23 protein-coding genes and 1 pseudogene are annotated in these 23,876 nt (G+C 40.5%); 14 read left to right on the top strand and 10 right to left on the bottom strand.

The features are described from left to right. The first annotated feature begins 275 nt into the window (after positions 1-275). Together ACYQ3L_RS26300 and ACYQ3L_RS26295 are read left to right on the top strand one after the other, a co-directional pair. On the top strand, positions 276-596 hold the full coding sequence (locus tag ACYQ3L_RS26300; RefSeq protein WP_379996859.1) for a hypothetical protein: 321 nt from the start codon (positions 276-278) through the stop codon (positions 594-596). 994 nt (positions 597-1,590) lie between these two features. After that, on the top strand, positions 1,591-3,045 hold the full coding sequence (locus tag ACYQ3L_RS26295) for an aminoacyl-histidine dipeptidase (protein WP_379996857.1): 1,455 nt from the start codon (positions 1,591-1,593) through the stop codon (positions 3,043-3,045). A 68-nt stretch (positions 3,046-3,113) separates the two neighbouring features. On the opposite strand, the gene ACYQ3L_RS26290 is transcribed toward ACYQ3L_RS26295, so the two are convergent. Beyond that, positions 3,114-4,190: a family 10 glycosylhydrolase gene (locus tag ACYQ3L_RS26290; RefSeq protein WP_379996855.1), complete on the bottom strand. Its 1,077-nt coding sequence runs from the start codon at positions 4,188-4,190 to the stop codon at positions 3,114-3,116. Positions 4,191-4,242: 52 nt separating this feature from the next. Next, the gene (locus ACYQ3L_RS26285; RefSeq protein ID WP_379996853.1) at positions 4,243-4,926 is read right to left on the bottom strand and encodes an SIR2 family NAD-dependent protein deacylase; all 684 of its coding nucleotides are present in this window, start codon (positions 4,924-4,926) and stop codon (positions 4,243-4,245) included. Positions 4,927-5,098: 172 nt separating this feature from the next. On the opposite strand from ACYQ3L_RS26285, the gene bamJ (ACYQ3L_RS26280) reads away from it, so the two are divergent. The 8 genes from bamJ (ACYQ3L_RS26280) (at position 5,099) to ACYQ3L_RS26245 (ending at position 12,080) form a co-directional block, all read left to right on the top strand. Further along, positions 5,099-5,683, top strand: coding sequence for a BamJ family beta-barrel-assembly machinery protein (gene bamJ / locus ACYQ3L_RS26280; protein ID WP_379996851.1), 585 nt, complete (start codon positions 5,099-5,101; stop codon positions 5,681-5,683). 21 nt (positions 5,684-5,704) lie between these two features. Then, positions 5,705-6,721, top strand: a complete 1,017-nt coding sequence (bamJ, locus tag ACYQ3L_RS26275; protein ID WP_379996849.1) for a BamJ family beta-barrel-assembly machinery protein — start codon at positions 5,705-5,707, stop codon at positions 6,719-6,721. 121 nt (positions 6,722-6,842) lie between these two features. Then, on the top strand, positions 6,843-7,307 hold the full coding sequence (locus tag ACYQ3L_RS26270; protein WP_006799740.1) for an Lrp/AsnC family transcriptional regulator: 465 nt from the start codon (positions 6,843-6,845) through the stop codon (positions 7,305-7,307). 182 nt (positions 7,308-7,489) lie between these two features. After that, positions 7,490-8,104 carry a PASTA domain-containing protein gene (locus tag ACYQ3L_RS26265; protein WP_379996847.1) on the top strand — a complete coding sequence of 205 codons (615 nt, stop codon included), beginning with the start codon at positions 7,490-7,492 and terminating at the stop codon, positions 8,102-8,104. Between the two features lie 2 nt (positions 8,105-8,106). Then, positions 8,107-9,174: an RluA family pseudouridine synthase gene (locus ACYQ3L_RS26260; RefSeq protein ID WP_379996845.1), complete on the top strand. Its 1,068-nt coding sequence runs from the start codon at positions 8,107-8,109 to the stop codon at positions 9,172-9,174. A 113-nt stretch (positions 9,175-9,287) separates the two neighbouring features. Then, entirely contained in the window at positions 9,288-10,271 is a 984-nt protein-coding gene (locus ACYQ3L_RS26255; protein WP_379996843.1) for a D-alanine--D-alanine ligase, read from the top strand. An 11-nt stretch (positions 10,272-10,282) separates the two neighbouring features. After that, entirely contained in the window at positions 10,283-11,431 is a 1,149-nt protein-coding gene (locus tag ACYQ3L_RS26250) for a hypothetical protein (protein WP_379996841.1), read from the top strand. Between the two features lie 76 nt (positions 11,432-11,507). After that, positions 11,508-12,080, top strand: a complete 573-nt coding sequence (locus tag ACYQ3L_RS26245; RefSeq protein ID WP_379996839.1) for a DUF4468 domain-containing protein — start codon at positions 11,508-11,510, stop codon at positions 12,078-12,080. Here ACYQ3L_RS26245 and rnhB read toward each other — a convergent pair. Together rnhB and ACYQ3L_RS26235 are read right to left on the bottom strand one after the other, a co-directional pair. After that, complete coding sequence (rnhB, locus tag ACYQ3L_RS26240) at positions 12,077-12,676, bottom strand: ribonuclease HII (RefSeq protein ID WP_379996837.1); 600 nt, start codon at positions 12,674-12,676, stop codon at positions 12,077-12,079. The two genes, ACYQ3L_RS26245 and rnhB, sit on opposite strands and share 4 nt — an antisense overlap. A gap of 28 nt (positions 12,677-12,704) precedes the next feature. Further along, positions 12,705-13,949 carry a metallophosphoesterase family protein gene (locus ACYQ3L_RS26235; RefSeq protein WP_379996835.1) on the bottom strand — a complete coding sequence of 415 codons (1,245 nt, stop codon included), beginning with the start codon at positions 13,947-13,949 and terminating at the stop codon, positions 12,705-12,707. 1,672 nt (positions 13,950-15,621) lie between these two features. On the opposite strand from ACYQ3L_RS26235, the gene ACYQ3L_RS26230 reads away from it, so the two are divergent. The 4 genes and pseudogenes from ACYQ3L_RS26230 (at position 15,622) to ACYQ3L_RS26215 (ending at position 19,606) form a co-directional block, all read left to right on the top strand. Beyond that, on the top strand, positions 15,622-16,539 hold the full coding sequence (locus ACYQ3L_RS26230; protein ID WP_379996833.1) for an endonuclease/exonuclease/phosphatase family protein: 918 nt from the start codon (positions 15,622-15,624) through the stop codon (positions 16,537-16,539). 22 nt (positions 16,540-16,561) lie between these two features. Beyond that, entirely contained in the window at positions 16,562-18,112 is a 1,551-nt protein-coding gene (locus ACYQ3L_RS26225) for a glycoside hydrolase family 10-like protein (protein WP_379996831.1), read from the top strand. 36 nt (positions 18,113-18,148) lie between these two features. After that, a pseudogene (locus ACYQ3L_RS26220) lies at positions 18,149-19,294 on the top strand (THUMP domain-containing class I SAM-dependent RNA methyltransferase); the annotation flags it as partial. A gap of 36 nt (positions 19,295-19,330) precedes the next feature. After that, entirely contained in the window at positions 19,331-19,606 is a 276-nt protein-coding gene (locus ACYQ3L_RS26215; RefSeq protein ID WP_291108800.1) for a DUF4884 domain-containing protein, read from the top strand. A 3-nt stretch (positions 19,607-19,609) separates the two neighbouring features. Here ACYQ3L_RS26215 and ACYQ3L_RS26210 read toward each other — a convergent pair whose 3' ends face one another. From ACYQ3L_RS26210 to miaB, 6 genes are all read right to left on the bottom strand, one after another. After that, positions 19,610-20,209: an aminotransferase class IV gene (locus ACYQ3L_RS26210; protein ID WP_379996828.1), complete on the bottom strand. Its 600-nt coding sequence runs from the start codon at positions 20,207-20,209 to the stop codon at positions 19,610-19,612. After that, on the bottom strand, positions 20,206-21,183 hold the full coding sequence (locus ACYQ3L_RS26205) for an aminodeoxychorismate synthase component I (RefSeq protein WP_379996826.1): 978 nt from the start codon (positions 21,181-21,183) through the stop codon (positions 20,206-20,208). The genes ACYQ3L_RS26210 and ACYQ3L_RS26205 overlap by 4 nt, the downstream gene beginning before the upstream one ends. Positions 21,184-21,293: 110 nt before the next feature. Then, a complete protein-coding gene (locus tag ACYQ3L_RS26200) occupies positions 21,294-21,677 on the bottom strand; it encodes a hypothetical protein (protein WP_459952532.1) in 384 nt (127 codons plus the stop codon). Further along, positions 21,664-22,044 (bottom strand): phage holin family protein, encoded by a 381-nt coding sequence (locus ACYQ3L_RS26195; protein ID WP_379996822.1) that lies wholly within the window; start codon positions 22,042-22,044, stop codon positions 21,664-21,666. Before ACYQ3L_RS26195 ends, ACYQ3L_RS26200 begins: the two co-directional genes overlap by 14 nt. Further along, entirely contained in the window at positions 22,034-22,237 is a 204-nt protein-coding gene (locus ACYQ3L_RS26190; protein WP_379996820.1) for a YtxH domain-containing protein, read from the bottom strand. Before ACYQ3L_RS26190 ends, ACYQ3L_RS26195 begins: the two co-directional genes overlap by 11 nt. Before the next feature lie 231 nt (positions 22,238-22,468). Continuing rightward, a complete protein-coding gene (gene miaB / locus ACYQ3L_RS26185; RefSeq protein ID WP_379996818.1) occupies positions 22,469-23,839 on the bottom strand; it encodes a tRNA (N6-isopentenyl adenosine(37)-C2)-methylthiotransferase MiaB in 1,371 nt (456 codons plus the stop codon). Positions 23,840-23,876: the final 37 nt, after the last annotated feature.

Raw genomic sequence — 23,876 nt, 5'->3', positions numbered from 1 at the left:
ATTTCATAGCCTGTTTAATACATCAATAATAATATTAGACATTATATACAATAAGTTTTTATGCACCTGAATATAAGATGATTAAAAACACAATTCTCCAAATATCTAATTTTTAGGGTGTAAAAAAATATACTTCATAAGCATCTGATAATCACATAAAATAAACCCCTATTCAATATAAACTCCAGTAATGATAATGTCGATATAATATGATAACTTAGCTCATGGCGTTACACCCTTATATCCTTTACTTTCAACTTTTAAATAATAAACACATGAAAAGACTATTATCTTTGAGTTTCTTTTTCTTTATACTAAGCTTTATACAAGTATTCAGCCAAAAAGACATGAAAATATATTTTGAAGCGAAATGCCATGTGGTACTGAACGAGTATAAAAATAAGTTTGATTGTGACTCAAGTATAATCAGCAATTTCAAAGCTGACTATACTATTGACATGAGTAAAATAGCACAGGAAAAGCTTTTCAAGAAACCTCCTTCGGAGATAATCGCGTTTTTCAACACTGATAACGGGAAAAAGTACAGATGCTATATCAAAGGTTACAGAAACCGGAATGATCTTCTACTGAAATAATTCTTGTTACAAAAAAGTATGAGGGTGTGTCAAAAGTAATTTTTACTTTCTATTTACATACGCTACGCTCCTGTGACCGTTGGTTGTCATGTTGAACGGAGTGAAACATCTCGTGTCGGGAGGGTCGGGATTCTTCATTGCATTCAGAAACAACGTTCGGCAGAGCAAAGCGGAGCCAATGACAAAGAGGGCAATAATTTGATAGTGCAATTTGGCTTTTGACACACCCTCTTTTTTACTCTTTCATCCGTTGATTAAGAATAAACATTCAATCTATGCATTTATGTATCCATATTCTTGTCCGGATTTATTATTGAGTCAGATCGAAAGCAAGAAAATAGAATAATAGTTATTTACGCCAATTAACTTTAGCAGCCAAGTGTTACCTTATTTGTACAATTTTATCTATATATTGGCTGATAGCTGGAGCTCTTTGAAAGAATGAAATGGCCCCCTAGATCCCCCAAGGGGGACTTATAATGAGGGTAAAAAGTAATAAGTGAAAAAGTGTTACCTTTTAACAGTTACAAGTTACTTCGCCCTAGGGCAGTTACGAGTTACGAGTAGACGAGATACAAAATACGAGTTGTTTACTGTTCACTGTTTACTGATATATCTGTTACCTTTGTTACCTTTTAACAGTTACAAGTTTGTCTCGCCTTCGCTTCGGCGAATGTTATTCCTGCGCCCTAGGGCAGTTACGAGTTACAAGTTGGCTGGCGTTTTGTTTCACGCAAAGACGCAAAGTTTTACATCTTACGAGTTATTGACTGATGACTGTTTACTGTTAACTGATATATCTGTTACCTTTTTTATAATGGCGGACAATATTATAATCCCAGCAGATCACATTATATATAATAAGAAGAAGAACGACAAAACAGATTGTAAGCAATGCATCCGGAAATAATCTAAAAATATCTGTTATGCTGATTATCCGCACTGATATTTTCCTATCTTTGTTACTATTCGTAAATTTTAAAACATAATCATTATGTCGAAAGAAATACTTAAACTAAAACCGCAGCAATTGTGGAAGCACTTCTATGATTTAACCCAAATTCCACGCCCTACAGGGCAGATGAAAGAAATTACAAAATTTGTAATTGACTTCGGGAAATCGCTAGGGCTCGACGTTAAGCAAGACAAGACAGGCAATGTATTAGTCACTAAGCCTGCAACAAAAGGTATGGAAAAAGCCCCTGTGGTAATCCTCCAATCCCATCTGGACATGGTTCCTCAAAAAAACTCTGATGTAAAGCATGATTTTACGAAGGACCCTATAGAAACTGTAATAGACGGCAACAAAGTAAAAGCCAAATCGACCACTTTAGGTTCTGACAATGGTATAGGGGCAGCTGCTATGATGGCTGTTCTGGAAGATAAAAAACTGAAGCACGGCAAAATCGAGGCTTTATTTACCGTAGACGAAGAAGTAGGCATGGTAGGTGCTATAGGATTGAAGAAGGGATTCCTTTCGGGTAGTATCCTGCTGAACCTCGATACAGAAGAAATAGGAGAACTGTGTGTTGGTTGTGCCGGAGGTGCGGATGTAAATGCAGATTGGGAATTCAAAGACGCAAAAACTCCGAAAGGCGACATAGCCTATAAAATCACATTAAAAGGACTCAGAGGAGGTCACTCCGGAACGGAAATACATTTGGGCAGAGCCAATGCTAACAAGCTGATGTTCTATTTCCTGAAAGAAGCCGTGAGCAGTTATGAAGTACGTCTTTCGGCAATCGACGGAGGCTCGCTGCGTAATGCGATCCCCCGCGAAGCCGTCGCTATAGTGACACTTCCCGAAGAGGACGAAAAAGACTTCCTGAAGCTTGTGAAATCGTATGAAAAGATATTCAAGGAAGAATACAAGGCCGTAGAGCAAAACCTGTCATTCAAAGCAGCCAAAACAGACTTGCCGAAAACACTCATACCGGAAGAAATACAGGATAGCCTGATTAATGCGGTAGTTGGGTGCCAGAATGGTGTGATCAGCATGCTTACCGATTTTGAAGGTATCGTTGAAACTTCTACCAACCTTGCTTCCATCAAATCCGGACCGGGACATATTGCAGCAAAGATGCTAGCCCGCAGTTCTTCGGAAACCCGCAAAGATGAGATTTGCTCAAGCCTGGAAAGCGTATTTGCTCTTGCAGGTGCGAAAGTCTCCATCGAAAACGGTTATCCGGGATGGCAGCCTAATGCCCAATCGGACACATTGAATATGATGGCCAAACTGTACGAGACCATGTATAAGGAAAAAGCGCATGTTGTAGTTGTACATGCCGGGCTGGAATGCGGTATCATATTAGGCAGCACTCCGGGACTGGACATCGTATCCTTTGGGCCTACAATCCTGAACGCCCACTCTCCTGACGAGTTTGTGGAAATAGATACAGTGGCTAAGTTCTACGATTATCTGGTAAAAACACTGGAGAATATTAAATAGAATAATCATATATAAAAAAGGCGAATATCTACAGATTTCGCCTTTTTATACTCTTGCCGACCCGGGCTTTATTCCGGCTTCGTCCTGTACTTGGCCAATATAGCAAGAACATCATCGTTTAATTCTCCAAAAATAGAAACGCCGCATGCTCCATTTTCCAGTGCATATTTTATCCCTTCTTCCAGTTCGCTGTTATTTTTGAAATCCGGTAAAAACAAGCCTGCATACAGAGGAAAACGCCCGTCGATACCGCGTATGCCCTGCTTAGTAGCGTCCCCTATCCAAGGTACATCTTCTTTATAAAACCCATGATAGATCATCGGATAAACCGCATCCAGAGGCCAATTTGTCCAGTCCTGACGGACAAGGCGCTTTGCGACATCAGGAGTAGGAAAAACAGCTGCGGTAAGCGGCTTGTTATATGCTTTAGCGACGTCTCCTATCTTATTAACAATACCTGTGACCGCGTCATACCTGAAAGTACGCCATGAAAGGCTCTCCTGTGGATATTGAATGCTATCCAGGTCTTTATGGTACTCTTCTTTAAACTTCGCCTTACATAAATTACAATAACAGTAATCGTATTCCGGCAATTCCTCCGTTTGCACAATTCCATAGACCTGCCATAAATTAACAGCCAATACCACATCACTGAAACGGACATAATCCATATGGATGCCATCTACATAATCCTTAGCTAATGCATTTTTCACATCAGCCACCAGAAAATCAGCCACCTCGGGGCGAGAAGGACACATCCACCGGTAATAATCCACATATGGCGGATGGTCGGCACAGGATTCTCCCTTTCTGTTTACAGCCGCCCATTCAGGATGTGATTTCAGGGCATCGCTCCTATTCATTATCCACATCCATCGGTGCGCTTCGAGCCCCTGTTTCTTTGCCGCACGGTAATGCTTTTCGCTATCGGCTTCAAAGAATATACCTGCGATTCCGGCATCATGGTATTTCTTATATTTTACAGCTAATTCTTCCTCCGTATCTTTCTCCTGAGGATTGATCCACACCCAGTGTTTATAGGTAGAATCACATTTTGCCCTTTCCTTTTTCGATGAGTCGCAACTAAAGAAAAAAGATAAGAGGCACAGGAGCGCGAACAAATATGCTACAGGTTGGTTTCTCATTTATACTTCTGTTTTAGTTTATACATTAAAAAGGCTTATATCATAGAAAGCATTATTTAAGCAACTTACGTAATTCCTCAACTCCCTCCGATGCTCCTTTCTTTATAAAATGAATATCTTGCTGATATACCTTTACTTCATTCGGGTCTATCAGATAAACAGGAGTGTCGCGGCGAATATAATTCAACAATCCGGCAGCAGGATACACATTCAGAGAAGTACCTATTACCACGAGGATATCGGCAGTCCGGACTACTTCTATAGCTTTTTCTATCATCGGCACAGCCTCTCCGAACCAGACAATATGCGGACGGAGCTGTGAACCTTTTTCGCATTTATCCCCCACTCTAATCTCAGCATTATCGGGAGTAAGTGTATAGATAAGAGAAGGATCGGCCGTAGAGCGCACCTTATCCAGTTCACCATGCAGATGCAAAACCGTCGTGCTGCCTGCCCTTTCGTGCAGGCTATCCACATTCTGAGTAATGATCGATACTTTATACTCTTTTTCCATTTCGGCCAGACCTATATGCCCCTTATTGGGCTTAGCTTCGAAAGCCGCTGTCCTCCTCGCATTATAAAAATCGAGAACAAGTTGCGGATTACGCCTGAATCCCTCAGGAGTAGCTACATCTTCTATCGAATGCTGCTCCCACAATCCTCCGGAATCCCTGAATGTGGATATACCACTCTCAGCACTCATTCCAGCACCTGATAAAACAACAATATGCTTCATAAATATTAAAAAATGTAAGTATAACATACAAATATAGTTTTTTCGCCTATAAACTTTATCAATGTATCGTGAAAAGAATTACTTTTGTTGGCAAATAAAAATAAACAATTAATCTTTGTTATCAGATATCTATCATTCTGATTTACAATATTAATTAAAAATGAAAATATATATGGATAAAATCAGTTACGCTCTGGGACTAAGTATTGGTAACAACTTCTTAAGTTCCGGTATCAAAAAAGTGGATTTTGAAGCTTTCTTGAAAGGGATGCAGGATGTAATAAACGAAGCTCCGCTTGCTATGTCATACGATGAAGCAAAAGAAGTAATGAACGATTATTTTACCAGACTGCAGGGAGAAAGACTTGAAGTAAACCTGAAAGCCGGAGAAGAATTTTTAGCGATCAACAAAAACAGGCCGGGAGTTGTAACTCTGCCAAGTGGACTCCAATACGAAATACTGAAAGAAGGAAACGGCTCCATGCCGAAAGCTACAGACCAGGTAAAATGCCACTATCACGGAACCCTTATCGATGGCACTGTATTCGACAGTTCTGTAGAACGCGGCCAACCGGCAACATTTGGTGTGAACCAGGTGATTCCGGGTTGGGTAGAAGCCCTTCAATTAATGCCCGTAGGTTCAAAATGGAAACTTTTTATCCCATCTAACCTCGCTTATGGAAAAGCAGGAGCGGGACAATCTATCGAACCTAACTCGACTTTGATATTTGAAGTAGAAATTTTAGATATTGTTTAATAATAATTATTTAGTTAAAACATGAAAAAAATTCAAGTTGTTGCCCTTGGTGCTTTTGTAGCCGTAGGAGCGTTGTTTACATCTTGTGGAGGAAGCGTTTCATCAGAAGCTTCATTGAAAACCGAAAATGATACTATTTCTTATGCTTTTGGAGCAAGCCTTTATGACCAGGGGCTTTCTATGCACCTACAACAATTAGGTGTGGTCAGTGATACTACAGGTCTGAGTTCTTTTTACAAAAGACAAATTGAAGCAGAGCAAGACTCTTTCAAAAAAGACTCATTACAAAAAGTAATGAAACACAAGCTTGACTCTACTGTAAAAGTAAACGAAAGAAATATTGCTGAGTTCCTGAAAGGATTGAAAGAAAGCATCGATGCTCCGGATTCTAAATCCGCATACTATGCAGGAGTATCGGTAGGTGGACAAATCTCGAAACAAATGTTCCCCAATCTGATCAGTCAGATGTACGGTCCCGATTCTAAAGAAAAGATCAACACCAGCGCTTTCATAGCTGCTATGGCTACCGCTCTGAAAAAAGGCAAATTTGCCGTAAATGATCCGGCTTCTCTTTTCCAGGTAAAGATGCAGGAAGTACAAGCAAAAGCTCAGGCAAGACAAGAAGAAGAATTGAAAAAACAATATGCGCCTCAGATAGAAGCAGGACAAAAATTCCTTGACGAAAATAAAGCTAAAGAAGGTGTTGTGACTCTTCCTGACGGACTTCAGTACAAAATAGTAAAAGAAGGTACAGGAGCTAAACCAACAGCAACAGATGTAGTAAAAGTACATTACCACGGAACTCTTCTCGATGGCACTGTATTCGACAGTTCTGTAGACAGAAAAGAACCTGCTACATTCAATGTCAGCGCAGTTATCAAAGGATGGACAGAAGTTCTTCAGCTAATGTCTGTAGGATCTAAATGGCAGGTTTACATTCCTTACGACCTAGCTTATGGCGCACAGGACAGAGGAACTATCAAACCTTTCTCCACTTTGATTTTCGATATCGAATTATTGGATATTGAAAAAAAATAAGTCAAAAAGTAAGATTTAGATAATATTTTGGCACATCCAATGTAAATTTTCGAGCAAAAAGTCTTGTTTTTATAAAAAATATCCTATATTTGGATTAAAATAACGATAAAACGCTCATATTATGCAGAAAATTGACAAACTTGATAAGAAGATACTGGAGATTATATCTCAGAATGCGAGGATTCCATTCAAAGATGTAGCTCTTGAGTGTGGTGTCTCCCGTGCTGCCATTCATCAGCGTGTACAACGCATGATCGAGATGGATGTGATAGTAGGTTCCGGTTATTTTGTAAATCCAAAGGTATTGGGGTATAACACTTGTACGTATATCGGGGTAAAGCTGGAAAGAGGCTCCATGTACAAGACTGTAATCCCTGAACTGGACAAGATTCCTGAAATCGTCGAATCTCATTTTACAACAGGACCATATACTATTCTTATCAAACTGTATGCCCGCGACAATGAGCATCTGATGGATCTGCTGAATAACAAAATACAGGATATACCGGGTGTTGTAGCTACCGAAACTATGATTTCTCTTAGCCAGGGAGTTAAACGCCAGATACCAATATCTAAATCGGAATAAGAAATAATTCTTTCCTTATATAAAAGGATAGTCATTCTTTGGCTATCCTTTTTTTGCACTATCATCTTTAGCTTATAATAACATAAATATGTAATGTAAAAGAAGCAAAACCCGTATTTTTTTAATATTTTTGCATCACGTTCAATATGGAATAGGTCTGCGACCTTACTTAATTTGTTTACATGGAGAAAAAAAGCTTTGTTTCGAGATTTCTTACCAATATCTATGTTAAGAATATATTGTTGATGATTGCCGCAGGACTCGTTCTGGTGATTATCATATTATTCTTTTTAAACAGATATACCAAACACGACGAATCTGTCATTGTACCTGCCGTAAAGGGATTGCAGGTAGAAGATGCCGAAGGTATTCTGAAAGCGGCAAATCTCCGATATGAAGTCGTGGATTCTATCTTCACCACAGGAGGTGTTCCGGGAGCTATTACGGAACAAACCCCAAAAGAACAATCGAAAGTAAAAGAAGGACGCACCATTTTCCTTACTATTCAGGCCAAAGGTATTCAAATGGTAGCTATACCTGAACTAAAAGACTACTCGCGCCGTCAGGCGGAAGCCCAGCTTAATTCACTCGGATTTAATAAGATCATCATAGACGAAGTTCCATCGGCATACGCCGGCATCGTTATCTCAGTTTCATATAAGGGGCAAACGTTGTCTCCAAATCAAAAAATACCGAAAGGTTCTACCCTGAGGATGACTGTTGGCGCCGGAGGAGAAGTTCTTGAAGACAGCATTCCCGATGCAGATACTAATGTAGATGAATCTTTCTTTCAATAATAATGAACGATTCTTTTGACAATATAGAAGACCTTCCGGAAGATGAATTAACCGAAGGACAGGAAGATTCAGGCCTGTACGAACATTACCGGTTTGTAGCCGACAAAGGGCAGGGCATGATACGTGTAGATAAATATCTGGCAATGCATATTGTCGGAGTGTCGCGCAACAGAATACAGCAGGCAGCCGAAGCAAATTGCATCCTGGTCAATGAAAATCCCGTAAAATCGAATTATAAGATAAAACCACTGGATGTTATATCTGTCGTGATGAACCGTCCGCCACGCGAACTGGAAATCATACCGGAAGATATACCGTTGGATGTGGTTTATGAAGATGACGATCTGATGGTCATAAATAAACCGCCGGGACTTGTCGTACATCCCGGATTCGGGAATTACCAAGGTACTATGGTAAACGCCGTAGCCTACCGTCTGAAAGATACACCCGAATATGACGCCAAAGACCCGCGTTTGGGAATTGTCCACCGCATCGATAAAGACACTTCGGGGCTGATTGTGGTAGCCAAGAATGCTTATTCAAAAGCACATCTATCCGCTCAGTTTTTCAACAAAACCACAAAGCGCCAATATGTGGCACTTGTCTGGGGTGCAATCGAAGAAGACGAAGGACGAATAGAAGGCAATATCGGCCGCGATCTGAAAGACCGTATGCTGATGACTGTTTTTAAAGACGGAGACCATGGTAAACCGGCCATCACACATTATAAGGTACTCGAACGCCTTGGTTATGTATCATTGGTACAATGCCGTTTGGAAACGGGACGTACACACCAGATACGTGTACACATGAAATATATAGGCCATACATTATTCAACGATGAACGATACGGTGGCCACGAAGTACTGAAAGGAACTCATTTTGCAAAATATAAGCAGTTCGTTCAGAATTGCTTCAATATATGTCCGCGCCAGGCGCTACATGCGCAGACTCTGGGTTTCATACAACCCCGTACCGGGGAAGAACTCATGTTCGAAGCGCCTATACCGGATGATATGAGCCAGCTGCTCGAAAAATGGCGGGGATATATAGCCAACAGGGAAATATAAAAAGGAACGAAGAAATTTAATACAACAATAATTAATCATAACTATCTGTTGTTGTTTCATATATAAAAGTAATAAATAGGTCTTTGACCTTAACTATCAAGTTTAATCGACCAATGAAACGAAACATCGCCATAGTATGGGGAGGATATTCTTCCGAAATAGTAGTATCGGAAAAAAGCATGTCCGGCGTCTATTCTTTTTTGAATAAAGAAAAATACAACATCCACAAAGTTAAAATAGTAAGAGAAGGCTGGACTGTCGATGCAGACGGAGAGATATATCCTGTCGATAAAAACGATTTCAGCTTTACACATCCGCAAAAAGGCGAAAAGATAAAATTTGATTTTGCATTCATCATCATACACGGTACTCCGGGCGAAGACGGCCGCTTGCAAGGCTACTTCGATATGCTCAATATCCCCTATTCCACCTGTGGCATGATGGCCTCTTCTTTGACCATGAACAAATTTGTCTGCAATAATTTCCTTAAAAACTTTGGAATAAGAGTCGCAGATTCCTTATATTTGAATAAAGAAACAAGATGCAGTATAGATGACATCGCTGCAAAGCTGGGATTTCCTATGTTTGTAAAGCCAAACACAGGAGGTTCGAGTTTTGCTACAACTAAAGTAAAATCGATAGAACAACTACAAAAAGCTATAGACATCGCATTCGGCGAAACTCCCGAAGTTATTATCGAGAACTTTATCAGCGGACAAGAAGTCACCTGCGGTTGTTATAAAATAAAGGATAAAGAAGTGGTCTTTCCTATTACGGAAGTAGTCACTCCTAATGAGTTTTTTAACTATGAAGCCAAATATGAGGGCCAGGTAGAAGAAATTACCCCTGCCCGCATACCGGATAATATGACAAATGAAATACAGCGATTAACTCGCAGAATATATGATATGGTAGGAGCTAAAGGTATTATCAGAGTAGATTTCATTATTTCTGACACCATACCGTACTTACTGGAAGTAAATACCGTTCCCGGCATGACACAGACAAGTTTCATTCCTCAGCAGGTAGCTGCAGCTGGATTAAACATTACTGATGTGCTGACGGAAATTATAGAAAACGAATTTAACGCGAATTGAATTTACATGCCATGAGTAATAAATTTGATGACATAGCACCTCTATACGATCATGAGGTGGAACAAGCCATTCAGGATATACTGGTAGATCCGGGGTTTCAGCACGCTGTAAAATATATAATACCGAATATAGACTGGGATGAATTTTCAGCGGAAATGCTGAGATATAAATCCAAAGAACAGTTTCAGTCGGAAATGATATATCCGGTTGTAACTATGCTGGGTATGAAGGTAGCAACCAGTATTAAAGGCGACAAATGGGAAACTATCGACAAATCGGTACAACACCTCTTTTTATCCAATCACAGGGATATTGTTCTGGATGCCGGATTACTGAACATCCTGCGTCATAAGGAAGGATTCAAAACAACCGAAATCGCCATTGGCGATAATCTGCTTATCCATCCGTGGATAGACAAGTTGGTAAGGCTCAACAAAAGCTTTATAGTAAGACGGGGACTTTCTATAAAAGAGAGGCTTACCGCATCTAAACACCTATCCGAATATATCCACCATGTAATATCTTCCAAAGATGAATCGGTCTGGATTGCCCAGCGCGAAGGCCGTGCAAAAAATGCAGATGACCGTACACAGGACAGCCTGTTGAAAATGCTGGCGTTATATCCCGAAGATAAACCGTTTATTGAAAGCCTGAAAGAACTGAATCTTATACCGCTTTCCATTTCATATGAATATGACCCGTGCGATTATCTGAAAGCCAAAGAATTTCAGCAAAAACGCGACAATCCTGATTTTAAGAAATCTCAACGAGACGATCTTCTGAATATGGAAATCGGCATACTGGGACAGAAAGGGAACGTGATATTCCGCTTCGGGAACTGTATCAACCCCGAACTGGACAAGATTACAGAACCGGACAAGCGTTTGCAGCCCGAACTGGCCGCTAAAATCATAGATAAGGAGATACATTCCAATTACGAGATATATCCTTGTAATTACATGGCCTATGACATGTTTTACAAAGTGGATAAGTTCAACGAAAAGTACACAGCCGGGCAGTTGGATGATTTTAAAACTTACCTGGATAAACAAATAAGTAAAATAGATCTCGACTATATCGACTATGACTTTGTGTGGGATAAGATGCTGGAAATGTATTCTAATACATTAAAAAATTATCTGGAAGCCACACAATCGTAAAATGGAATAGCATCTCTCATATATTTTGAGTTCTCAAATATATTCCTATATTTGCAACACACAAATGACTCAAACTATGAAGAAATTTATATTCTATATTATATGTTTTATATTCCCTATCCTGTGCTTTTCTCAAGTAGTAAAGCTGGGTGAAGATTTCGTGGACGTACCCGTCATCGATGGAAAAGTGACATTTTTAAAAGAGATTCCTTCAAAAAAGAATATTTCTACAGATGCTAATTACAAGATACTGAAAGAGTGGGCTATTATTAATTATGGCAAAGATCCTTTTATCTCAAGTGTACGCCACGATACAAAGAATAATGAATTTATAGCTAAGTCGAGGATCGAACTACTTCTGCCTGCCAACTCGAAAGGTGTCCGCGAAAAAATGGTTATGAGGTACCGTATAAACGGATTCCTGTTTCAGGACAAATGCGTACTGGAAGTGACTGACATATCTTATTTGTATGAAAACCAGGCGAATGACAAACTACTGCCCCGTGTAATACGGGCGGAAGACTTTATTACCGACAACGCTGTTGAACTGAATGACAATATACGGGAATTCAGAGTAAATACACGCAAGAGTACACTTTATTTCATGAATGAAATCTCAAAAGACTTCGAAGGAAAATTTGGTTATTAAAAATCCAGTTTCAGCTGCTTTTCCGTAAGGTTAAACGTAAGCCGGTGATAGGGAGTCACCCCATATTCCTTTATAGCATTCCGGTGTTTCTTCGTAGGATAACCTTTATTATGATCCCAGTCATACAAAGGATACTCCCCATGTAATTCCGCCATATAATCATCCCTGTATGTCTTGGCCAGAACAGATGCCGCCGCGATAGGCAATAGCTTTCCATCTCCTTTTACCACACAGGTATGGGGCACATCCTCATACTTCCTGAACCTGTTGCCGTCGATCAGTAAATGTTGCGGCCTGATCTTCAATGAAGCCACAGCCCGTTGCATAGCAAGGAAAGACGCGTTGAGTATATTTATCTTGTCTATCTCCTTATGATCAACGATCCCGACAGCCCAGGCTAAAGCTCTTTCTTCGATAAGGGGACGCAGCTTATACCGCTCTTTTTCTGTCAACTGTTTTGAATCGTTTAGTTCTTCACATTCAAAATCCTTTGGCAGTATCACCGCGGCAGCAAATACAGGCCCGGCAAGGCAGCCCCGTCCGGCTTCGTCGCATCCGGCTTCGATCTGGTCTGGATATAATGATAATTGGAGCATAGTTCAATAAGTTTTTCGGTTTCTTCTGTCAGAAAGTAATCCGGACATTATTATCCGCGGGTGGAAAATCGACATGTAATTCTTCTATATCCATTGGCGAGTCCATTACTTTAGATAATCTGAGCATCGATTGTTTCAGTTTTTCATCCGGTTTTTCATCTCCATACAGGTGTAACACAAATACCTGGGACAATACGTCCGCAAATTGTTTTAATACATCATCCGGCAGGTTATAACCCATCCCTTTCAGCTTTTGGATAGTCAGTTTATGCGATAAAAGCTGCATACGTTGCTTATCATCGGATGCCAGTGTCGGGTTATCCGGTAGCGAAGTTACATTTTTTGTTTTTATATCCATACCTTTTTCGCTCAATTCAACAAAGCGATAAGAAAACGGGTAGCCGGATAATGTCCCTGTCTCAATATCATAAATCGTATTTCCCTTATCAGAGGTGAAAGCCGAAATATCGTTCGAATGGAAATGCCCCGTAAAAATAGCTTTCATACCCTTATCTGCAAAAAGATTTGCAAAGCGTTTCCAGTCATCGACCAGATAATCTTTGAAAAATATAGACTGGTATACGATGTGTTCTGTCAGTCCCCAGTGCATCATACCTATTACATTTACATTTTGTAGCCTGGCTTCATCTAAAACTTCAACAATCCACTTTTCGGTATCAGCAGAGATCTTTCCGCCCGAAATACTCCGCGTCTTATATTCTTTATATCTTGCCGCATCTATAGCCACAAGCCATGTATTGGCATCCAAAGAAGCCACATAGCTCAACGATGCCGTATCTCTCAGTAAAGCACTATTGTATCCGCATGAAGCGTAAATATCAGTAAAATCTTCCGGAGTAACGTTCGGTACCGGTAAAGCCTTATTCCCTTTAAACTCTACTGCACCGGGCATATTTATATCATGGTTGCCGGGGATAACGAATACTTTTACACCTTTATCCTGTAATGGTTTCAGTTTATTTACAAAATCGAGATGGCTTTGTTTTTCCCCGTCCTTTGTCATATCTCCACTCACCAGCAGCACTTCTATATCGCTGTGAAGGTAGTCATCCAGGACTTTATCCAGGACTGCGGGGGCGTCTTTAATATTTTTCCCGCTCACCTGTATATAATCCTGCAAGGCATAACCATCGTCCATCAGTTTTTCCGAAAGATAATGCGTATCTGTTATCACACCTATCTTTATCGGTTTACCGGCCAATAATGAAGTTGTGAAAAGGAGAAAAAGTATATAGGGTAAAATCCGTTTCATTTGTATTTTTTTAGTTATAACAAAAATAAGGTATTTATGTTAAACAGGGCAAACCTCTAATAAGTTTTAAATAATACAAAACATTTATTCCTGCCCTGGTTATACACTTGACAGTTAACAGTATCTCTTGCAGAGACACTAAGGCGCAAAAGGTAACACTTTTTTCAGTCATCAGTTAGCAGTAAACAGTAATGTAGCTTTCTCAACTTACTACTTATTACTTAAAATTTACTACTTGTTAAAAAGTAACAAAGGTAACAGGGATATCAGTGAACAGTAAACAGTCAGCAGTTAACAACTCGTATCTTGTCTACTCGTAACTTGTAACTGCCCGCAGGGTGAAGAAATAACATTCGCCGAAGCGAAGGCGAGGCAAACTTGCAACTGTTAAAAGGTAACAAAGGTTACACTTTTTTACTTATTACTTATTACTTTTTACCCTCATTGTAAGTCCCCCGAGGGGAAACAACGTTCGGCGGAGCCAATTTAGGGCGCCATTTCATTCTTTCAAAGAGCTCCAGCTATCAGCCAATATATAGATAAAGTTCCGGTAAAATATTTCACAGGATATGCGAAAAAACTGCGGATCGTCACGACCACAGAGGCTACAGCAATAAAATAATGAATCTCATGTTATCGATAACATACGAAACCTTTTTCTTTTAAGCAAGAGCCGGCTCCTTACATCCGCTACCGCACAATTGTATCGTGTGGATGAATGATTACGGATTTAAAGTAAACGCTCTGCCTGCAATGATTGGAAGTGTCAATCCCATCGAAGGTCAAGCAAAGCACCTTTCACAGGCTCTAATACCATACCCATCGTCGCCTGAATCGTAAGCAGTGCCGCAGATGACGACCAGCAACATTAAAACAATCGTAACTTTTAGTCGGTCCGGTTTCTTTAGTTCGATTATTCAAATTGTCATTTGTAAATAAAAAGGCTGTACAGCCATAGATAAGCTGCACAGCCAAAAGAAAGTCTGCATGAAGATTGGAATAGCCTGCCGGACGGACATAACAGCGGGATACCGGTCACGGCAGGATATTTGTGCATTTTGGAAATTCATTTCGTAAGCTACGCGCGGGTGCGCACAGTAGGAGGCTGGTGTATATGTTTCTTTCTTTTTTCTCCCTAACAGAATAAGGCTAAGCACCAAATTTTCAGGATAAAAAATGACAGAAAATATTATAGAATTATTACTTATACCTGGTGTTGTCATACGCCGGAAAGATGAGCCTGTTTTATTTTATTGTTAATGGCCGGAGTAAATATACATAGGCAATTTTGTGTTTTTTTTGAAGATTTTGAAAATAAAGGGTAGAAATATTTGTTGAAGTGCACCGGCCTATGGAGGTGAGACAGCATTCATTTGCCAATAAACATGCTATCCGTCATTATCTTTTACAGAATATAAAAGACATCTTAGTTATTATTCCTACTTTTGTAATTACTTATTAAATAAAGTCGTCCGGACTTTTTATTTTTGTATTATTTTGTCATTGGCTCCGCTTCGCTCTGCCGAACGTTGTTTCTGAGGTACGAAGGATCTTGTTTTATGAGATGTTTCACTACCGTTCAACATGACGAAGAGAATAAAAACAGATTAAAAGAAACTTTTTTGAAAAGTCCAGACAGCTTCAATATTATTACTTCGATATAATTTTCCTTATGAAAAAAATTATTTCCTTATCGGTTTTCATTTTTTTATGTGTGGGTTTTATCTGTTCGCAGGATTTAGTAGTGGGCAGTTACAATATCCGTTACAATAATCAGGGCGATGCAGAGAAAGGAAACGGATGGCAACGCCGTTATCCTGTAATTACAAAACTGATTTTATTCAACGACTTTGATATTCTGGGCACACAGGAAGTGCTTCACAATCAGTTGGAAGATCTACAACGCGAATTGCCTCAGTACGGATATGTGGGAGTAGGCCGTGATGACGGGAAGACCGCCGGGGAATATGCTCCCATATTTTATAAAAAGGACAGGTTTGAGCTGTTGAAATCAGGGCATTTCTGGATGTCCGAACAAACAGACTTTCCGAATAAAGGCTGGGACGCCGCCCTGCCACGTATCTGTACTTGGGCCCAATTTAAAGATAGGAAAAAGAAGAAAAAAATATGGTTCTTCAATCTGCATATGGACCATGTAGGCGTAGAAGCCCGCAGGCACAGCGCCCGGCTGGTACTGAAAAAGATAGAGGAAATGTGCGGCAAAGATGCAGTAATACTGACAGGCGATTTCAATGTGGATCAGACCCACGAAAGTTATAAGCTATTGGCTAATTCGGACATCCTGTTCGATTCGTATGAGAAAGCCGGAGTTCGCTATGCGCTCAATGGCACATTCAACGCGTTCAAACCCAACCTGATGACTAACAGCCGTATCGACCATATATTCGTAACCGGCAAATTTGTGGTTGACCGCTATGGCGTACTTACCGATACGTACCGTGTTCCGGTAGAAAACAGTAAAGAGCTGCATGTCGGTGATTTTCCGAAAGAAGTATTTTCTATGGAAGCCGAAACCCGTTTGCCATCAGACCATTATCCGGTGAAAGTTTATTTACGCTATAAAAAATAAATACATATTTTAAACAGACTCCATGAATAAAAATAAGGTACTCCATCTGTTCCTGATAGTTGCTGTCCTATCTGTATTGTCCTCCTGTAAAACCCGGCAACAACGTGTCTCATTTACTGACATAGCCCATCCCAAAAGGGAATTTAGAGGCGCATGGCTAAGTACGGCCTGGCAAACAAGATACAGGACAATGACAGTATCACAGCTGAAAACATATTTTATAAAAACGCTGGATGAACTTCATGCCGAGGGGATCAACGCCGTTATTTTCCAGGCACGTCCTTATGCTGATGCATTCTATAAGTCGGAACTGGAACCCTGGAGCGCTTTCCTTACCGGAACGCAAGGTGTAGCTCCCGAAGGAGGATTCGACCCTCTGGCATTCCTTGTCGAAGAATGCCACAAACGCAATATGGAACTGCATGCATGGCTCAATCCTTACCGCGTATCGGCCAGCGAAAACGATATGTTCGCAAAAAGCCATATATATTATAAATACCCTGAGAGGTTTGTAAAATACGGCGGTAAAGTCTATTTTGACCCGGGCATCCCCGCCAACCGCAAATTTATCTGCGATGTGGTAAAGGATATTGTAATGCGCTACGAAGTGGACGCCATACATATGGATGATTACTTCTATCCTTACCCTATTGCCGGAGAAGGATTCCCTGATGACAACAGCTTTAATACATATGCAAAACAACAGGGATTCTCCCAGAATCAACTGGCCGACTGGCGACGCAACAATGTGAATTTGCTGATACAGGACATAAAAAATACCCTGATGACTTCAAAACCATGGGTAAGATTCGGAATCAGCCCGTTTGGTATTTACCGCAATAAGAAAAGCACGCCCGACGGTTCGGGTAGCGATACTAATGGCCTGCAAAATTACGATGACCTGTATGCTGATGTAAAGCTATGGGTAAAAAATGGCTGGATAGATTATAATATGCCCCAGGTATATTGGGAAATAGGCCACAAGACAGCCGATTATAAAACCCTTATTAAATGGTGGGCATTCAATAATTACGATCAGCACCTTTATATCGGTCAGGATGTAAAACGTACAATGGATGCTAATACACAGCCTTCGGGAGATAACCAGCTGAATGAAAAGATGGTGCTTTCACGTAGTTTCACAACTGTACATGGCAACTGCTTCTGGCCCGCTTATGAGTTGTTGGATAATTATAAGGGTATCGCTACCCAATTGAAAAATAATTACCACAAATACCCTGCCCTTATCCCGGCATATAAGCATATGCACAACAAAAGCCCCAAAAAGGTAAACAAGGTGGAGGAATCCTATACAGCGACCTCTCATACATTGAGCTGGAAAAGTAATTCGGACAAATACGATCCCGAAACAGCGCAATACTATGTGGTTTACCGTTTTGCGAAAGGAGAAAAAGAGAATCTGGACAACCCTCAGTATATTGTCGCCATAACACGGGATAACAGCCTTGTATTGCCTTACGAAGGAGGAAAAAAGGAATACAAATATGTAGTTACCGCAGTAGATGCCTTCCACAACGAATCGAAAGGTAAGTCGAAAAAGATAAAACTATAAGCCGATAAGCAAACGATGATAAAGAAAGAGTTTACAATGATAGCCAAAACGATGGCCGGCCTTGAGGATGTTCTGGCGGAAGAGCTTACCGGACTAGGTGCAAACAATCTGGAGATAGGTAAACGCATGGTTTCCTTCGATGGCGACCTGGCAATGCTCTATAAAGCAAATATACACTGCCGGACAGCCCTGCGCATACTTCGTCCAGTATTTGAATTTAAGGCTAAAAATACAGATGAAATATACAAGAGGGTAAAGGCGATGAACTGGTACGAACACCTGACAGAAGACAGTACCTTTGCCATTGACGCCATCACTTTTTCCGACTATTTCACCCATTCTAAATTTGTCGCCTATCGTGTAAAGGATGCCATTGCCGACTACTTTATGCAAAAAACAGGCAAACGTCCGTCCGTGGATACAAAGAATCCCGACCTGCTTATCAATTTTCACGTTGCACACGACAAATGCACCTTATCTTTCGACAGTTCGGGCGAATCATTGCACAAAAGAGGATACCGTGTAGCCCAGACAGAAGCACCTTTGAATGAAGTGCTGGCAGCGGGGATGATACTTAAAACAGGATGGCGGGGTGAATCCGATTTTGTGGACCCGATGTGCGGTTCCGGGACACTGCTTATCGAAGCCGCTATGATAGCCATGAATGTACCTCCGGGTATATACCGGCAGAATTTCGCTTTCGAAAAATGGAAGAATTTCAATGCAGGCCTTTTTGAGACCATATACAACGACGATAGCGGAGAGCGCGAATTTAATCACAGGATATATGGTTCGGACATCTCTCCGGAAGCTATCGATATAGCTGCACAGAATATCAAAAGCGCAGGACTGGAGCGCCGCATCGATCTTGAGGTGAAGCCATTTGAGAAATACATACAGGCTCCTGCCGAAAAAGGGATATTGATTACGAACCCGCCGTATGGAGAGCGTATAAAACCGGAAGACCTGAGCGGATTATATGAAATGATAGGCGAACGCTTCAAGCATGTATTTATGGGTTATTCGGCATGGGTACTCAGCTATAAGAAGGAATGCTTTGATAAAATAGGGCTGAAACCATCTAAGAAAATACAGCTTGTTAATGGTTCATTGCAATGTGAGTTCCGCAGATATGATATATTTGCAGGAAAGAAGTACGATTCGAAGAGAAAAGACGATGAGTAGGAACAGAAGTCTAACAAAATAAAGAATACAGATATGAAAACACTCTTTACCTTATTTTTGACCGGCATAGCGATCATAAATTTATCTTCGTGTTATTCACAGCGGCCTGTTGCCAGCAGAGCCTCCGATAATAATCAGACTTATAAGGTAGAGTACCTTTTCGAACATGAAGGTTGTAAAGTATACCGTTTTTATGATCGGGGCAACTATGTGTACTTCACTAACTGCACGGGAGATGTTACTGCTATTTCGACTGATTCGACTAAAACCAGAGTGGAGACTATTGTAAAAAGTAACTTATTGAAATAGGCTCTATATCAGGTCAGAAGTATCGAGACTTACATCATCTTCAAGGTCTATCATCGTATTGATTATGTATAGCCTTGAATATTCTTTCATGTCCTCTGCTTTGATCTCTTTCTCTTGTATTATGCCCTGTTCAAGCAATAACCTGCGCTTGGTCCCCGCCAGCAGATAAGAAGCGGGAGTGTATAAGCCCGAATCATTTCTGAATACGACATTACTGAATGATGTATCGGTTATGCAGCCACTCTTTACTATTAAGATATCATCACAATCGTCTTTTTGGGAGAGAAGATTATCTATATCGTGCCTGTCCGCATATTTAAAGGAATAGTCGATGGTATCATCAAATACCAATTTAAGTTTCCGGATTGTTCTGAACTTGTAGTGTTGATATTCAACACCTATCATATGACTGGAATATATTATACGGCATTTTACTATTCCATTCCTGTATCCGAGTGGAATATCGCCTTCTGATAAGTCAACCAAAGTCGGCTTCGCAAAAAAGGTCTTTGACGTACGAAAAATACGTTCCTGATGAAAAGGCAGGTTACAGAACTTACCGTCCAGTATTTTTAATGCTTCGGTAAAAACAGGTTGTCTCATATTATCGGTAAATAGATTTTACTTAATACTTCTTTGTATTCGCTCTCACAATTGCTATAGGCTGTTATACCTCCACCGCTCCGGAAATAGTACCGGCCATCTTCCTCTTCTATGAAACGTATCATTACTGCCGTATCGAGTTCTTTTCCGTCATAATAGCCGAATATTCCGGTATAGTATCCACGGGACTCGTTCTCAGCCTCTCTGATAATATCCAAGGTTGCCGGTTTTGGTGCGCCTGATATAGACCCGGCCGGAAGCATTCCGAAAATGATATCTCCCAGATTATCAACACAATCACCCTGTAACCATCCTGTGATTTCGGAACTCACCTGCAAAATATCGGTTCTGTTGGTCTTTATCCGGTCTATATACCTGAATCTGCTGACTTGCACATTATCGGCTACAATACTAAGGTCGTTACGCAACAGGTCCACGATCGTATTGTGCTCTGCCGTCTCTTTATAGTCGTTCAGGATTATCCGCGCGGCGTCGGGAACAGAGGCATCTATCGTCCCTTTCATCGGGTTGGTAGATATAATTTTATCCGATATTTTCACAAACCGTTCCGGAGAAAAGCAGACGAAACGACCGGGCAATAACAGTTTATAGGGAGCATTACTATATGCGAAAATATCAGGAAATGATAAATTGGTGGATATGGGAGTCTTTATTGTCAGGTTAGTAAGATAGGAGTAACCTCTCAATAGACCTTGGTGAACAATATCGAATTTCGCTTTATAGGTATCATAGGTAAGAGGTTGCGGGCTAAATTGAATGTCGTTTTCAATCTGTTTTTTTACGGGAGAATTACCCTGCCCTCTTATATCGAATAATATCTCTGCCTGCTCAAAAGGATTTTCTAAAAAAAAGCCTTCAGTCAGTTCAAAGTTAACAGCAAAGAGAAATGGCCGTTTCGCGTTGCCGTGCACATTCATCTTGTGCTGTATATCTTCAACTCTTTTTGTAAGCATTTTACTTATACGCCGGGAAGATAAGATTAATATGAATTATCCAAGAACAAAAAACAAGAAAACGGCTCTTCGCCACTCCCTTGTTTCCTGCTATTTCTTTTTCGGTTGGATCAATCGTCGTCATCGTCGCAGCCTCTTCGTTTTTTCCTTTTTTTACCCGAGAAAATAGACTTTATCTTTCTGATGACAAAACGTAACAGCATTGGTTGCACTATTTCCCACACAACAGGATAATAAGCCATCAGGGTTCCCAATAGGCCACTGTGTGCTACTCCATCCGAATCCGTATCTTTAGATTTGGACTTCTCTTTGGGGCCGAACCCGAATTGACGAAGTACCGTATTCACGGCGCTATGAAAAAGGAGTGGACCCGCATTATCGGAAAGATACGTCCAGTGTTCACCCAGACGTTCTTCACTCTCGGCGCACTCACGCCTCGCTATTGCTTTTTCCTGACGGAGTTCTTCTAATGGTGTTAATTTATTTCTCATCATTATCCTCCATTCCTCTGAAAAAGTTTATAGTACTATTCAGTATAGATTCTTTTATCTTTCTCCTGAACAGAAAAACTACCAACAGAACAAACAAAGAAAACAGGGCCATAATACCGAATCCGGCCGCCAGACTATTCAGGAGTTCACCTATAAAAAATGCCAGCCCGATCAGCAGGAAGAACATAAGTACAGCGATAATAGACAGAACTATTAAGCCATATCCTACCGCAGAAGCAGAGAGACTCAACTTCTCAAAAGCATCCAGCTTGAACAGCCGGATTCTTTTATTGATATAGCTTAATAGTTCTAATTTGATTTCTTCAACCAGAGTATTTAAGCTTTTGTCTGTTTCTTTATCATTCAACATCGCTCCTCAACTCATCTATTTTTTCCCGGCCTCTGCCTGCTGCATGTCTTACATTGCCTTTTACCTTATCTACAAGGCTGTTTATGTCTTTTAACCATTCTTCTTTCTTATCAGAAGCTGCAACATAGCCCACCGCAGCACCTAATGCCGCACCTATGGCTAAAAATAATAAATTAGAGCCAGTTTTATTCATAATTCTTTAAGTTTTTAAATTAATCCTTTTTTCTATAACAAATATTTCCTTTCTATGTTTTCCAAAACGGACAACTAATATAGTTACTTTTTGAAAAAGCAGGAAAAATCTTTAATAAAAATAACTAAACTATGTATATATTTCAGAGTTACAGAGCTATTTAGCATATTGGTAAGTGAAACAACGAAAATAAGTTAGAAATTAAAATGCATTATTAGCCCTATTTATAACTTATATGGCCTCGCCAAATAATGTAGCCGAAGTATTCCCTGTAATTCTGACAGTTACAAAATCTCCGATGCGATGGCTGCCTTTATCAAAGATAACCACTTTATTTTGAGAAGTACGTCCAAACAGTTGTTCCCTCGAACGTTTGGAGAATCCTTCGACCAATACCTCAAACTCTTTGCCGACATCTCTTTTATTACTTTCAAGGGAACATTCGTTCTGTAATTCTATAATTTCCTGCAAACGCTTTATTTTAACATCTTCGGGCACATCATCTTCTAACTTTCTGGCAGCAAATGTTCCCGGACGCTCCGAGTATTTAAACATAAAGGCCGAATCGAAGCAGACTTCACGCATCAGTGACAAAGTCTCCTGCTGGTCTTCTTCTGTTTCGGAATGGAATCCGCACATTATATCCGTAGAGAGCCCGCATCCCGGAATAATCCGTTTGATAGCCTCTATACGGTTCAGGTACCACTCTCTGTCATACTTACGTTTCATCACATTCAGCATACGGCTGCTTCCCGACTGTACAGGCAGGTGGATAAATTTGCAAAGATTATCATACTTCGCTATCACTTCCAGCGTTTCATCGGTCATATCCGTTGGGTATGAAGTGGTAAAGCGGATGCGCATTTTTGGGGCTTCAAGAGCTACAATTTCGAGTAAACGGGAGAAGTCTACCACCGTACCATCTTCATTCTCATAGCGGTACGAATTTACATTCTGCCCCAGCAAAGTTACTTCCTTAAAGCCTTTGTCGCGTAAGTCGGCAACTTCGTTCAATATACTTTGAGGCAAACGGCTACGCTCACGTCCTCTGGTATAAGGCACAATGCAGTACGAACAAACCTTATCACATCCGCGCATAATGGATATAAAGCCCGAAATATGATTTCCTCCGATACGCAAAGGTATCACATCCTTATATGTTTCGGTTTTTGATAAAACGACATTGATTGCTTTTTCGCCACTTTCGGCGGCACCCACCAGATTAGGCAGGTCGAGATAAGCATCGGGACCGACCACCACGTCTACATGATGCTTGTCGTGCAGTTCTTCTTTCACCCGCTCTGCCATACATCCGAGAACCCCGATGATCATATTGGGCTTCTTCTTTCTCTTAAGGGCATTGAAAAAATCGAGGCGCTGAATAACCCGTTGCTCGGCATTATCGCGAATCGAACATGTGTTTACAAACACGGCATCAGCATCTTCCAGCTTGTCCGTCATAGTATAACCATCCATCTGCATTACAGATGCAACAACCTCGCTGTCCGCCACATTCATCTGGCAGCCATAGGTTTCGATGAACAGTTTTTTCTCTCCGGCTTCAGTCATGGATTTAAAGTCCAGTCCTTTTTCGTTGTTCATAGAAATATAATTTTAATAAATAATAAAATAAAAATGA

This window comes from Dysgonomonas termitidis, assembly GCF_054657735.1.
The sequence above is the reverse complement of the archived record's forward strand: the minus strand, read 5'-3'. Positions and strand labels throughout refer to the sequence as shown.